This is a genomic window from Pseudomonas sp. LBUM1670, assembly GCF_059695695.1.
Window position 1 is genome coordinate 1,944,933 of record NZ_CP166783.1, and the last position, 12,558, is coordinate 1,957,490.

A 12,558-nucleotide genomic window follows, 5' to 3' on the forward strand; every position below is an offset into this window, starting at 1 on the left:
CTCCCACAGGGGAACGCATTCCAAATGTGGGAGCGGGCTTGCTCGCGAAGGGGCCATCAAAGGCAACACAAGACCTCAGCCCAGCAACTCACTCATCGCAATAATCTGCTCCGCCACCTGAATCAGCTTCTGCTGCCGGCTCATGGCCTGGCGGCGCATCAGGGTGTAGGCCTCTTCCTCGTTGCAGTCTTTCATCTTCATCAGCAAGCCCTTGGCCAGCTCGATGCGCTTGCGCTCGGCCAGTTGCTGGTCGCGGGCGTGCAGTTGGGCGCGCAGGGCCTGGTCGCTTTCGAAGCGTGCCATGGCCACGTCGAGAATCGGCTGCAAGCGTTGTGCGTGGATGCCTTCGACGATGTAGGCGCTGACCCCGGACTTGATCGCCTGGCGCATCACGTCGGGGTCATGTTCGTCGGTAAACATCACGATCGGCCGCGGCTGGTCGCGGGATACGAGCACCACTTGCTCCATCACATCACGGCTCGGTGACTCGGTATCGATCAGAATCACGTCCGGACGCACCGTTTCGACGCGCGCAGGCAGGTCGATGGTCAGGCCGGATTCGTCGATCACCTCGAATCCGGCTTCGGTCAGGGCCGCTTTCAACCGGCCGACTTTCTTCGCGGTGTCGTTGATCAGCAGGATACGCAACATGTTCGCAGTCTCCTGTCAGCGACTGGCGAGAAGGGGCGAGCTGTCGCTCATGGCGTGCAGCTTGAAACTGCGGGCATAACCGGCCGGGTCGGACCCGTCCCAGATTTTGCCGTCGATCAACTGGCTGCTGCGCATTTCCTGGCCCGACGAGGCAACACCGACGGCGGTCGCGGCCTCTCGATACAAGTCTAGTTGCTGGACCTGACGGGCCACCGCGAGGTAGTCCGGGTCGTCGCGCAACAAGCCCCAGCGGCGGAACTGGGTCATGAACCACATGCCATCGGACAGGTAAGGCAGGTTGACCTCGCCACCGCCATGGAAGCGCAGTGCGTGCGGGTCTTGCCAGCGATTGCCGAGACCGTCGGCGTAATCGCCGAGCAGGCGCGGTTCGATGCAATTGAGCGGTGCATCGAGGTAGTCCGGGGCGCTTAACAACTGCGCGGTACTGCGGCGATTCTCAGCGCTTTCTTCGATGAAGCGGCTGGCCTCCAGAATCGCCATCACCAGCGCCCGGGCCGTGTTGGGGTATTGCTCGACGAACGCGCGGGTGCAACCGAGGACTTTTTCCGGATGGTCGGGCCAGATAGCCTGGGTCGTCGCCAGCGTGAAGCCGAGATTCTGTTTCACCGCGCTGGCGGACCAGGGTTCACCGACGCAGAAACCGTCGATCCGCCCCGCTTGCAGGTGCGCGACCATTTGCGGCGGCGGTACCACCACGCTGTCGACGTCGTGCAACGGGTGAATGCCCTGGCTCGCCAGCCAGTAATACAGCCACATGGCGTGGGTGCCGGTTGGAAAGGTCTGAGCGAACGTGAGTTTTGGGCGAGTTTGGTGCACGTGACGGTCCAATGCTTCAGGACCGGTCACGCCCAGGGCCTGCAAACCGTGGGAAAGGTTGATGCTCTGACCGTTCTGGTTGAGGCCCATGAGCACTGACATGTCGGTGGGAGCGACGCCGCCGATGCCAAGGTGCACCGCGTAAATCAGGCCGTAAAGACTGTGAGCAGCATCAAGTTCGCCGCTGACCAGTTTGTCCCGCAGGTTGGCCCAGGAGGACTGGCGCTTGAGGTTCAGGGTCAGCCCGTAAGGCTGGGCAAAGCCCTGGGTGGCGGCGACCACCACCGAAGCGCAGTCGCTCAAGGCCATGAAGCCGAGGTTGATGTCGGTCTTTTCCGGGGCATCGCTGCCGTTGACCCAGGCCAATGGGCCGGCTGATGGTTCGTTCATCGCGTCTTCACCTTGCAAAAAAAAGGCGTCGTCCCGGGTCCTCGCATGAGCAAGGTCGGGTGACGACGCCATTGTCCTGGCACTCATCTCGCCGTTGACAGGAGTGCTGATACCTCTGTGGGTGCAAGGCATATGCCAGCCCGGGTTTCATCAGCTTTCCATCAGGACTTCCCGCGCCATGTCTTTCATCCTGCCGACCCTTCATCGTCAGGCCGCAAAGGAGGTTGGCGTGCAAACCGAATCACTTCGTGCCACAACATTCCCGGATGCCCGTTCCGGCGGGCGGGTGTTGCATCTGCGTGTCAGCGAATCGACTGAGCTTCTGGGCTCGGCGCAGCACCATCGGTTGCCCGGCGGTTGGGAAGGGCTGATCGCGGTCAGCGAGGCGCTGCAAATGAGCGGCGGCGGTGTGCAGATGCTGCCGTTGCCCGAAACACGGCTGGTGAAATTACAGGTCTTTTTCGACCTGAGTGATGCGTTGATGGGGCAACGGCCGAGCCATGCCCCGTGGGCCATGTTGCCGGTCACGTACGAGACCGTTCGATCGGAACGCGCGCTGGAGCGTTGGTACATCGAGCAGGCCATGGGCGCGAGTCCGGCCTACCAGGCCTTTGCCGGCATGCTGCGTCAGACCGAGAGTTACGGGCTTGTGCGATTCCTGCTGGAACAGGGCACCCACAGTGAAAAACTGACCGACCTGGCGCAACGCTATGGCGTTTCCGTGTCACATTTTCGTCGATTGTGCCGACAGGCGCTGGGCAGTGCAGCCAAGCCTGCAATGCGCGGCTGGCGCACGGCTCAGGCGCTGTTGAACATGAGCCTGCGGGACTGCTCGCTGACGGATGTCGCGCTGGAGTCCGGCTTTGCCTCTTCTTCGCATTTCTCCAAGGAAATCCGCGAACTGGTGGGCTTCACGCCCAGCAGCCTCGCCGACATTACCTACCTTCCAGGCAAGTGAGCCGATGAACCGCCGATCGTTCTCCTTATCCCTTTTGCCCGTCTGCCTGACCACGGTGTTGCTGCTCGCACCCTTTGCCGCGCAGGCCGCTGTCTACAATTTCGAGGCCCGCGAACAAAGCGCGCGCACTTTTTTCAGCGAGCTGTCCGGACCACTGGGCAAGCCGGTCATCGTCAGCAAGGCCGCTGCGGCCAAGCGGATTTCCGGTACGTTCGATCTGCTCGCGCCGCAACGAACCTTTGAGCGAGTCAGCGCGCAAATGGGCTTGATCTGGTACAGCGATGGTCAGGCGATTTATCTGTATGACGCCCCGGAACTCAAAAGCTCGATGGTGTCGCTGCAGACCCTGACCGTGGCCAAGCTTCAGGCGTTCCTGGAACGCTCCGGGTTGTACGATCGTCGTTATCCATTGCGCCACGATGGTCTGCGTACGTTCCATGTGTCCGGCCCGCCGATGTATGTCGATCTGGTCACGCAAGCGGCCGGGCTGATGGATAACCAGCGCTCGGAACTGTTGTTGGGCAAGCAGCAGATCGGCGTAATCCCGGTGCGAAACACCTTTGTGAGCGACCGTAAATACGAGTTGCGAGATGACAAGGTGACGATTCCCGGGCTGGCCACCGTGATTGAGGCCTTGCTGCGCGGCGAGCGCAACGGCGTCGAGCCCGCGGTCGCGCAAACCGCTGCACAGCGACCGCAGGGCTTGATGCCGGCGTTCCCACTGGAAGGCCTGGCGAGCACCCCTTTGGATCAGGACCCGTCCGCGCCGCGAATTCTCGCGCGCGACACGGCCGCCGGGAACATTCGGGTCGTGGCCTATCCCGATACCAACAGCCTGTTGGTCAAGGGGTTGCCGGAGCAAGTGCGTTTTATCGAGAACCTGGTCAGCGCACTGGACACGCCCAAACGCCATGTGGAGCTGTCGTTGTGGATCATTGATCTGCACAAGGATGAACTCAATCAGTTGGGCATCAACTGGCAAGGCGCAGTGAATTCCGGCGGAACATTCAGCGCATCGCTCAACGCCGGCTCGGCGACCACGCTCGATGGTGCGTCGTTCGTCACCCAGGTCATGGCGCTGGAGCGCACGAGCCGGGCGAATGTGGTGTCGCGACCGGTGATCCTGACGCAAGAGAATGTGCCGGCGATTTTCGACAATAACCGAACGTTTTATGCGCCTCTGGTGGGCGAGCGCAGTGTTGATCTACAGCACGTGACCTACGGCACGCTGGTGAGCGTATTGCCGCGTTTCGCCCAGGCGGACGAGATTGAAATGTCGCTCAATATCGAAGACGGCAACGAAATCGAAAACCCTGGCCAGGGCGAACGACCGAGCGCTCTGCCGACGGTCGGCCGCACCCGGATCAGTACGGTGGCGCGGGTGCCGCCGGGCAAGAGCCTGTTGGTGGGCGGTTTCACCCGCGATGACCACAGCGAGCAGATCGGACGGATTCCGGTGCTGGGGTCGATTCCGTGGATCGGTCGGCTGTTCAGTTATCGGCAGAACCGCTCGGCCAATACCGTGCGGGTGTTCCTGATTCAACCCAAGGAAATTCGCGACACGCTGGAGCCCGGCGCCGATGAACCGGCTCCACAGTTGCTGACCCCGGAACAGCACGAACGTTTGCGCCGTTCCTATTTTCGGGCGGCAGTAAAATGATCCTGCCGGCGATTTCCACCGGCGGGCGAGCGGCTCAGGCACGGCTGAATGCCGAGAAGGCCGCAGAGCATCCGCAGCCACAGGCGAGCGCTGACACTGATCTCGACGAAAGCGGTACGGCTGCCGTCCTGCAGCGTTTCGTCCAGATCAGCGATGAGATGTCGGCGGCATTGGCGCAGTTTCGTGGTCGACGGCATTTCGAATTGAAGTCCGACACCCTGACTGACAACTTCGAAAGAGTTCTGGACGACGACACCGTGCCCAAGGTGCGACAGATACTCAGCCTGGCGCGGCTCGCCGACAAACCCATCGACTGGTTGCTGCAGATGGCGCGAAAGCTGTTTGCCGATGACAGTGATCTGGCGTTGGTGCTGCGAGAACTGCTGCGCCGTAAAAAACTCGAGAAGAGTATCCGTCAGCGGCTCGAAACGTTGTTGCAGACGGTGGTCGCTCAGGCCTCCCCCAAGCGCATGAATGCCGGCATCAACGCCGCCCTCAAGGCCAGAATGTTCGGTGCGTGCATGGCCGTGCGCGCGGCGTTGTTGCGCGAGACCTACCGGGATTTTCTCGAGTCAGACGAAGGGTCGGTCAGCTGTTATCAGGACTGGATTGCGCTGTACGGTCCACCGCAACGCACGAATGTGCTGGCCTTCATCGAAGCGGCGCTGCTCACCGATATCAGCGCCCAGGACCCGAGTTGCTCGCGCGCAGAGTTTGGCCAACTGCTGGCGAGGCTGAACGACCTCAAGCGCCTGCGTTCAGCCGACGGTCTGTTCATCGGCGGCCTGCTGGGCGATGAACTGATCTGCCAGCACAACCCCGACGAATCCGACTGGCTGGTGTTCCTGTTCGGTCTGTTGACCTGGCCCGATGAGCTCGACCAGTTGTTGCTCGGCGTGCTCGGTGAACGCGTGCTGTTGAGCCCGCACCGCGAGCGTTCGACGCTACTGCAGACGGTCCGTCGGCACAGCCTGCAGCTGCCATTGCAACTGTTTGTCGATGACGAGGCAACGCTGCGCCTGGCGCAACAGTTTTCGCGTTTGGCAGACATTGCCTACACCCACGAAAGTATTGAACAGCGACGTCTCGGCGGTTGCTCATGATTTTTCCCCGGAGCTGACCTGCCATGCTCAATGTGTTTTTGCGCAACGTCGGGGCTCGCCCGGAGCTGCTGATCCTGACGCTCATGGTGATGATCATCGCCATGCTGATCATTCCCCTGCCGACGGCGCTGGTGGATTTTCTCATCGGCCTGAACATCGTCATTTCGTTGCTGGTGTTCATGGGCTCGTTCTACATCGAACGCATCCTCAGTTTCTCGACGTTCCCGGCGCTGCTGCTGCTGACCACCCTGTTTCGCCTGGCGCTGTCGATCAGCACCAGCCGCTTGATTCTGAGCCAGGCCGACGCGGGGGAGATCATCGCGTCCTTTGGTGAGTTCGTGATCGGCGAAAGCCTCGTTGTGGGTTTCGTGATCTTTTCCATTGTCACCATTGTCCAGTTCATCGTGATCACCAAAGGCTCGGAGCGGGTCGCCGAAGTCGCGGCGCGCTTCTCGCTGGACGGCATGCCGGGCAAGCAGATGAGCATCGACGGTGACCTCAAGGCCGGCGCCATCACCGCGGAGGAGGCCAAGGAAAAACGTAGCGTGCTGGAGCGTGAAAGCCAGTTGTACGGCTCTTTCGACGGCGCGATGAAGTTCATCAAGGGCGATGCGATCGCCGGCATCATCATTATCTTCGTCAACTTCATCGGCGGGATGGCCATCGGTGTCGGGCAAATGGGCATGGACATGTCCACGGCTTTGTCGACCTACACCTTGCTGACCATCGGCGATGGCCTGGTGGCGCAGATTCCGGCGTTGCTGATCGCCATCGGCGCCGGTTTCATCGTGACCCGCGTCAACGGTGACGACAGCAACCTGGGGCGCAACATGCTGGCGCAGATGCTGGGCAATCCGTTTGTGATGGGCGTCACTGCGTTGCTGGCGGTGGGTGTCGGCCTGCTCCCGGGGTTTCCGCTGATGACTTTTCTGCCGATCGCCGCGGTGCTGGCGCTGGTGGTGTTTACCCGACATAGAAAGGCCTCCAGGGTCGCCAGCGACGGTGAAAGCCGTACTGCAGCCACCGAGCAAGGCGCGCTGCAAACCGGATCGGGATTGCTCGATGACGTGGATAACATCGCCACCGAAACCATCGCCTTGATGATCCTGGTGCCCACGTCGCAACTGGACGCGTTGAACAAAGCCCGTTGGGCGGCGCGCTTTCGCAGCCAGTTTTTCGTCGATTACGGCTTGCGCATACCCGAACCGCAGTTCCGCGCCAGCGAGGCGTTGCCGGCTCACCAAGTGGCGGTGCTGATCAATGAAGTGCGTGCCGAGCAGTTCGATATCCATTTCGATCACTGGCGCCTGCTCGACTACTCGCCGGACCTTGAACCTCTGGGTTTTGCCCTGGTGCGCGGCAACGACAGCAATCGCCTGGGCGGGGTCTGGGTCAACGCCGTCGACAAGGAGCGAGTGCAACAGTTGGGCTATCAACTGCGCCCGGCAGACGAAGAGTGCTATCGCTGCCTGGTCACGTTGCTGGCGCGCAATATCCAGGAGTTTTTCGGCGTGCAGGAGACCAAGCAACTGCTCGACGAAATGGAAACCCGCTATCCCGATCTGCTCAAGGAAGTGTATCGCCACGTCACGGTGCAGAAGATCGCCGAGGTGCTGCAGCGCCTGGTCGGCGAGCGAATTTCCGTGCGCAACATGAAGCTGATCATGGAGTCACTGGCCCACTGGGCGTCGCGGGAAAAGGACGTGCTGGCGCTGGTCGAACACGTTCGCGGGTCCATGGCGCGCTACATCAGCAACAAATTCGCCCACGGCAATGACTTGCGCGTCCTGCTGCTGTCGCCGGAATTCGAAGAGGTGGTACGCAAAGGCATCCGGCAAACCTCGGGCGGCAGTTTCATCAATCTGGAACCGGCCGAGTCGGAAGAGCTGATGGACCGATTGAGTGTCGGCCTCGACAGCCTGCACATTGCGCAAAAGGACATGGTGTTGCTGTGTTCGGTCGATGTGCGGCGCTACATCAAGAAACTGATCGAGGGACGGTTCCGGGAGCTGGACGTGATGTCGTTCGGCGAAATCTCCGAGACCATCTCGGTCAATGTCATCAAGACCCTCTGAGGAAACCCTGTAAATGATACCGATCGATATTGCCGACCTGTTGCGTGAAGCACTGCGACACAGTGGCTGCGTGGACAGCCAGATAGGGCACTTCGACAGCCACAGCACCATTGAAATGCAGATGAGAAACCTGCCCGATATCAACGTGGCCGTCGTGGAGGGCGATGTGTGGATCTGGGCAGCGGTCGCGCAGGCAACCCCAAACGTCATGAACCATTGCGCCTTCGAATTGATGCAGTTCTTGCTGGAAGGCAATGCTTTTTCTCGCACCGGCCAACTGCACCTGTGCGAAGTCCAGGGGCAGCTCGAACTGCGCTTGATGGCCAATGATCACGCTCTGGGAGACGCCGAGCATTTCGCACAAGCCCTGGATGCTTTTGTGCAGTCGATTGAAACGCTGTGCGAATTGTTGCGCCGATGAGCATCCGGCTGGAACGGCAGGCGGCCCATCCCCTGCGCTTGAGCGGTCCGTTGATCGAAGCGGCGCTGGACAATGTGGTGGTCGGTGAAGTCTGCGAAGTGCGTCGCCATTGGCGTTCGCCGCACGTGGCGGCCAAGGCGCAAGTGATCGGTTTCAAACCCGGCGCCGTCCTGCTCAGTTTGCTCGGTGACGCAAAAGGTCTGTCGAGGGAGTCGATGATTGTCCCGACGGGCTCGACATTGCGCCTGAGTTGCAGCGATGCCTTGCTGGGCAGCGTGGTCGATCCCCAGGGCAATATCGTTGAGCGACTGGCACCGTCGACAGCGTTTGAGCAGCAGGATTATCCGGTGGATGCCGACCCACCGTCGTACCACCAGCGACGGCCGGTAGCAGAGCCGCTGAGCACCGGAATTCGCGTTATCGATGGCTTGTTGACCTGCGGTGTCGGTCAGCGCATCGGCATTTTTGCCGCGGCCGGGTCCGGTAAAACGACGCTGATCAATATGCTGATCAGCCACACCGACGCAGACGTTTTCGTCATTGGCCTGATCGGCGAACGCGGGCGGGAAGTGACCGAGTTCATTGAACATCTGCGCCAATCCACGAAGCGATCACGCTGCGTGGTGGTGTATGCCACTTCGGATTTTTCCTCGGTGGACCGCTGCAACTCGGCGTTGCTGGCCACCGCCATCGCCGAGTATTTCCGCGATCAGGGCCAGCGTGTGGTGCTGTTGCTGGACTCATTGACCCGTTACGCCCGGGCTCGCCGTGACCTGGCGCTGGCCGCCGGTGAAGCACCGGCCCGGCGCGGCTATCCGGCGTCGGTGTTCGATGCCTTGCCACGTTTGCTGGAGCGGCCCGGTGTGACGGCTTCCGGGAGCATTACCGCCTGGTACACGGTCCTGCTGGAGAGTGACGATGAGCCGGACCCGATCGCCGAGGAGATTCGCTCCATTCTCGACGGCCATGTCTACCTCAGCCGTGCCCTGGCGGCCAAAGGTCATTACCCGGCGATCGATGTCTTGCGCAGCGTCAGTCGCGTGGCGACGCAAGTCACCAACGCGCAGGTGCAACAACTGGCTGCGTCGACCCGGGAAACCCTGTCTCGCCTGGAGCAGTTACAGATTTTCCTCGACATGGGCGAATACACCCAGGGCGCTGATGCCGCCAACGACCAGGCCCTGCAGCGCCGCGAGGCCTTGACTCACTGGCTGCGTCAGCCGACGGACGAATGTTGCGAACCTGACGAAACCCTGCGGAGCCTCAATGAACTCATTGCCTGACCGGCGACGCCTGTTGGCGTTCAGCCAGTTCCGTCAGCAACGCGGTGAACAGGCCGTGCTGCGTACACAACAACAGTTGCAACCGCTGCGGCAGGAACTCGCCGGTTTCGAGGGGCAAGAGGCATCGTTGCAAAACCTGCTGGCCAGCCATCGCGCCACCGATTGCGTTTTCGATCATGAGCAATTGTTGGCGCTGCTGCGGACCCAGGCCGTCATCCGCCGGCAGATTGATCTGCTGCGCCTTGAGCGCGATCGCGTGGACGGGCAGTGCAGGCAGCTTGAGCAGTCGTTGCAAGCGCAACGCGAGCAACTGCGTTGTCTGCAACGCAAACACGACAAATACGCACGGTCGGTGCAGCAGCTGTTGCGCGCGCAACGGCTTGAGCAGGTGCGCCGGGAAGAAAGGGAGATAGAAGAGATGACCGGAGCGACGATGAACAATGTTCCTGCGGTTCCACCCGTATCGACTCAAGTGCTGGAACCCGTCACCGAGGGTTCCGTGGATGAACTGCGCGACACGCTTGTACCGGCGCAGGAAGATGAACTGCCACAAGGTGTGCTGGATTTGCTGGCGAATTTGATTACGCGTCAGCGATCGGCATTGGAGGTTGGTCGCAAAGGGCTCGGGCTATCGATGACTCCCGTTCAGGTGGCAGCAGGTGCTGAAAGCCATGAGGCGCGGCTGACGATTCCTGCGTTGGCGCCTCATCCGTTACCGCAACGCATGGAATTTTTTGCTGCATCTATCGACAGGACGGCTATCCATTCGCAGGGCTTCAACGTGCAATCCGATGTAAAGTCAAGTCCGTCGATAATGGCTGCACGGGTGCCAATCGAACGCCAGCCAGGCCCGACCGAATCGTTGTCGGTAGAACGTCCGCCCAGTGCGGTTGAACCGCTGCCGACAGATCGCACGCCCATCTCTGGCGCACCGACAAAACTCGTCGCCGATCCGCAATCGCCCGAAACGTTGCCCCACCTTCACACCGTGCGCCACTCACCCTCGGTCGTACCGGTTTCTATCCCTTTACCTTCGGCGCCAATAACCAAGCCCGCACCCGAGGTGATGATCGAAGCGCTGCCCGGTTCGAGCCGCGGCTTGCTCCAGATTCCCTTCAACAAAGGCGCCGCCAGCGGGCAAGTGACCATCACCCGAGTGCCCGACGAACCCGTTCAGAACCTGCAGCTCAGCCCAAGCAACAGCCTGGTCTTCGAACAACTCAAGGCGCCCTATGAGCTGGTCCGGGATCCCGGCTGGCGGCTGACCGATAACGGCGGCGAGCAGCAACATCAGGGTTCGCAGCAGCAGCCGGATGACGAGCAGGCCGAGGAGCATCCGGCATGAGAGCGTTGACGTTGCGCCGGGTCGACGCTTTGGCGCACGCCCGCACGCAAGCGGTTCAACGCTGGCACCGCGCCGGTCATGGCGCAGGCTCGGGCAGACCGGATCGACAGCCCGGCTACTTGAGGTTTTGTGCGCGTGGACATGAAGGGGACTGGCGGGGGCTGATCCTGGCCCCCGACTGGCTGCATCACTCGTTGCCTCAGTTGCGTGCATTGCTGACGGTCGAGTGCCCGGTGGCGAGCATCGTCGGGTTGTTCCAGGCAGTGCCGCAACCGTTGCTGCCCGAGGTCGACGAGTTGCATTACCAGGAGCTGGTCGACGTCGAATTGATCGCCCCGGCAGAACTGCCGACTCACGACTTGCCATGGCTCGACACGTCCCGGGGGCGAGTGTGGTTGACGCAGTTGCCGCCAACACAGGCCTCCCATAGCTCGCTGGGACCGGACTCATGGCTGGGGGATTTGCCGCTTTGCCTGCATCTGCTGCTGGGCTTCAGCCACCTGCGTCAGGTGCGGCTGGGGCCGGGCGACGTCCTGCGCATCACGCACCGGACAGACCAGTGCCTGTTGGCAGATCAATGCATCGGCGTGTTCACGTTCACTGAAGAGGGATTACACATGCAATCGACGGTTGCCGATTCAAATCAACAGGCAGGGGCAGAAGCCGACGCGAAGGTCGAACTCGATGCTTTGCCGGTGCGCCTGGAATTTCTGCTTGCCACCCATGAGATCGAGCTGGGCACGTTGTCCCGGATCATCGATGGCCAACTTATTCCACTGGCGACCGATGCCGCCCGGCACATCGAGGTTCGCGCCAATGGCAAGCGCGTGGCCCGTGGCGAACTGGTGCAGCTGGACGAACAGTTGGGTGTCGAGTTGCTAGAGATTTATCGGAACACTGGCAATGAATGACGTCTCGCTGATTGCGCTGCTGGCGTTCGCGTCACTGCTGCCTTTTCTGGTGGCCGCCGGAACTTGCTACATCAAGTTTTCCATCGTGTTTGTCATCGTGCGCAACGCGCTGGGATTGCAGCAGGTGCCATCGAACATGACCCTCAACGCGATCGCCTTGATGCTGGCGATTTTCGTGATGACGCCGGTCATGAAGCAGGGTTATGGCTATTACAAGGAAGAAGCGGTGGCCTTCACCGACATCGAGTCGGTGGTGGACTTCGCCGAGAACGGTCTGGGTGGCTACAAGGATTATTTGCGCAAGTACACCGATCCCGAACTGGCCCAGTTCTTCGAGCGTGCACAAGCGGTTCAGAGTAGTGACGCCGAGGTAGAGCTGCCCGCTGATGAGCAACTCACGCCATCATTGTTTTCGCTGTTGCCGGCCTATGCGCTGAGTGAAATAAAAAGTGCATTCAAGATCGGCTTCTATCTCTACTTGCCGTTCGTGATCGTCGATCTGGTGATCTCCAGCATCCTGCTGGCACTGGGCATGATGATGATGAGCCCGGTGATTATTTCGGTGCCGATCAAACTGGTGTTGTTTGTCGCGCTGGATGGCTGGGCGCTGCTATCGACCGGTCTGGTCAAGCAGTACCTGACGTTACTGGCATAGGGGCGTCGACATGAACGATCTGGTCTATGCCGGCAATAAAACCCTGTACCTGATTCTGTTGATGGTGGCCTGGCCGATCATTGTCGCCACGGTGGTCGGCCTGGTGGTCGGGTTGATTCAGACCGTGACCCAGTTGCAGGAGCAGACGCTGCCGTTCGGGTTCAAGTTGCTGGCGGTGGCAGCTTGCCTGTTCCTGCTCTCGGGTTGGTACGGCGAAACCTTGCTCGATTTCAGTCGCGAAGTCATACGTCTGGCATTGGGTTAGGCCG

Annotated in this window: 12 protein-coding genes; 10 read left to right on the forward strand and 2 right to left on the reverse strand. The window is 60.8% G+C overall.

Annotation, left to right across the window (positions count from 1 at the left end):
* Positions 1-75 precede the first annotated feature (75 nt).
* Both ACA073_RS08905 and ACA073_RS08910 read right to left on the reverse strand, forming a co-directional pair.
* Positions 76-651: an ANTAR domain-containing response regulator gene (locus tag ACA073_RS08905; protein WP_008027390.1), complete on the reverse strand. Its 576-nt coding sequence runs from the start codon at positions 649-651 to the stop codon at positions 76-78.
* 15 nt (positions 652-666) lie between these two features.
* Complete coding sequence (locus ACA073_RS08910) at positions 667-1,878, reverse strand: CmpA/NrtA family ABC transporter substrate-binding protein (protein ID WP_497402949.1); 1,212 nt, start codon at positions 1,876-1,878, stop codon at positions 667-669.
* Between the two features lie 178 nt (positions 1,879-2,056).
* Here ACA073_RS08910 and ACA073_RS08915 point away from each other — a divergent pair, with 178 nt between their 5' ends.
* Genes ACA073_RS08915 through ACA073_RS08960 form a run of 10 tightly spaced genes read left to right on the forward strand, consistent with a single transcriptional unit; the run spans position 2,057 to position 12,554 of the window.
* Entirely contained in the window at positions 2,057-2,836 is a 780-nt protein-coding gene (locus ACA073_RS08915) for an AraC family transcriptional regulator (RefSeq protein WP_497402950.1), read from the forward strand.
* 4 nt (positions 2,837-2,840) lie between these two features.
* The gene (sctC, locus tag ACA073_RS08920; RefSeq protein WP_497402951.1) at positions 2,841-4,496 is read left to right on the forward strand and encodes a type III secretion system outer membrane ring subunit SctC; all 1,656 of its coding nucleotides are present in this window, start codon (positions 2,841-2,843) and stop codon (positions 4,494-4,496) included.
* The gene (sctW, locus tag ACA073_RS08925; RefSeq protein ID WP_497402952.1) at positions 4,493-5,599 is read left to right on the forward strand and encodes a type III secretion system gatekeeper subunit SctW; all 1,107 of its coding nucleotides are present in this window, start codon (positions 4,493-4,495) and stop codon (positions 5,597-5,599) included. Before sctC ends, sctW begins: the two co-directional genes overlap by 4 nt.
* Before the next feature lie 23 nt (positions 5,600-5,622).
* Positions 5,623-7,674: an EscV/YscV/HrcV family type III secretion system export apparatus protein gene (locus tag ACA073_RS08930; RefSeq protein ID WP_497402953.1), complete on the forward strand. Its 2,052-nt coding sequence runs from the start codon at positions 5,623-5,625 to the stop codon at positions 7,672-7,674.
* Positions 7,675-7,687: 13 nt separating this feature from the next.
* Positions 7,688-8,095 carry an InvB/SpaK family type III secretion system chaperone gene (locus ACA073_RS08935; protein ID WP_497402954.1) on the forward strand — a complete coding sequence of 136 codons (408 nt, stop codon included), beginning with the start codon at positions 7,688-7,690 and terminating at the stop codon, positions 8,093-8,095.
* Complete coding sequence (gene sctN, locus ACA073_RS08940; protein ID WP_497402955.1) at positions 8,092-9,378, forward strand: type III secretion system ATPase SctN; 1,287 nt, start codon at positions 8,092-8,094, stop codon at positions 9,376-9,378. The genes ACA073_RS08935 and sctN overlap by 4 nt, the downstream gene beginning before the upstream one ends.
* Positions 9,362-10,723 (forward strand): SpaM family type III secretion system protein, encoded by a 1,362-nt coding sequence (locus ACA073_RS08945; protein ID WP_497402956.1) that lies wholly within the window; start codon positions 9,362-9,364, stop codon positions 10,721-10,723. Before sctN ends, ACA073_RS08945 begins: the two co-directional genes overlap by 17 nt.
* Positions 10,720-11,634, forward strand: a complete 915-nt coding sequence (locus ACA073_RS08950; protein WP_497402957.1) for a FliM/FliN family flagellar motor switch protein — start codon at positions 10,720-10,722, stop codon at positions 11,632-11,634. Before ACA073_RS08945 ends, ACA073_RS08950 begins: the two co-directional genes overlap by 4 nt.
* Positions 11,627-12,289 (forward strand): EscR/YscR/HrcR family type III secretion system export apparatus protein, encoded by a 663-nt coding sequence (locus tag ACA073_RS08955; protein ID WP_497402958.1) that lies wholly within the window; start codon positions 11,627-11,629, stop codon positions 12,287-12,289. Before ACA073_RS08950 ends, ACA073_RS08955 begins: the two co-directional genes overlap by 8 nt.
* Before the next feature lie 10 nt (positions 12,290-12,299).
* Positions 12,300-12,554 (forward strand): EscS/YscS/HrcS family type III secretion system export apparatus protein, encoded by a 255-nt coding sequence (locus ACA073_RS08960; protein WP_020795892.1) that lies wholly within the window; start codon positions 12,300-12,302, stop codon positions 12,552-12,554.
* Positions 12,555-12,558: the final 4 nt, after the last annotated feature.

Excerpts from the sequence above, each read along its gene's own strand:
- ACA073_RS08905 (WP_008027390.1), bottom strand. The coding sequence starts at position 651 with ATGTTGCGTATCCTGCTGATCAACGACACCGCGAAGAAAGTCGGCCGG.
- ACA073_RS08910 (WP_497402949.1), bottom strand. The coding sequence starts at position 1,878 with ATGAACGAACCATCAGCCGGCCCATTGGCCTGGGTCAACGGCAGCGAT.
- ACA073_RS08915 (WP_497402950.1), top strand. The coding sequence starts at position 2,057 with ATGTCTTTCATCCTGCCGACCCTTCATCGTCAGGCCGCAAAGGAGGTT.
- sctC (WP_497402951.1), top strand. The coding sequence starts at position 2,841 with ATGAACCGCCGATCGTTCTCCTTATCCCTTTTGCCCGTCTGCCTGACC.
- sctW (WP_497402952.1), top strand. The coding sequence starts at position 4,493 with ATGATCCTGCCGGCGATTTCCACCGGCGGGCGAGCGGCTCAGGCACGG.
- ACA073_RS08930 (WP_497402953.1), top strand. The coding sequence starts at position 5,623 with ATGCTCAATGTGTTTTTGCGCAACGTCGGGGCTCGCCCGGAGCTGCTG.
- ACA073_RS08935 (WP_497402954.1), top strand. The coding sequence starts at position 7,688 with ATGATACCGATCGATATTGCCGACCTGTTGCGTGAAGCACTGCGACAC.
- sctN (WP_497402955.1), top strand. The coding sequence starts at position 8,092 with ATGAGCATCCGGCTGGAACGGCAGGCGGCCCATCCCCTGCGCTTGAGC.
- ACA073_RS08945 (WP_497402956.1), top strand. The coding sequence starts at position 9,362 with ATGAACTCATTGCCTGACCGGCGACGCCTGTTGGCGTTCAGCCAGTTC.
- ACA073_RS08950 (WP_497402957.1), top strand. The coding sequence starts at position 10,720 with ATGAGAGCGTTGACGTTGCGCCGGGTCGACGCTTTGGCGCACGCCCGC.
- ACA073_RS08955 (WP_497402958.1), top strand. The coding sequence starts at position 11,627 with ATGAATGACGTCTCGCTGATTGCGCTGCTGGCGTTCGCGTCACTGCTG.
- ACA073_RS08960 (WP_020795892.1), top strand. The coding sequence starts at position 12,300 with ATGAACGATCTGGTCTATGCCGGCAATAAAACCCTGTACCTGATTCTG.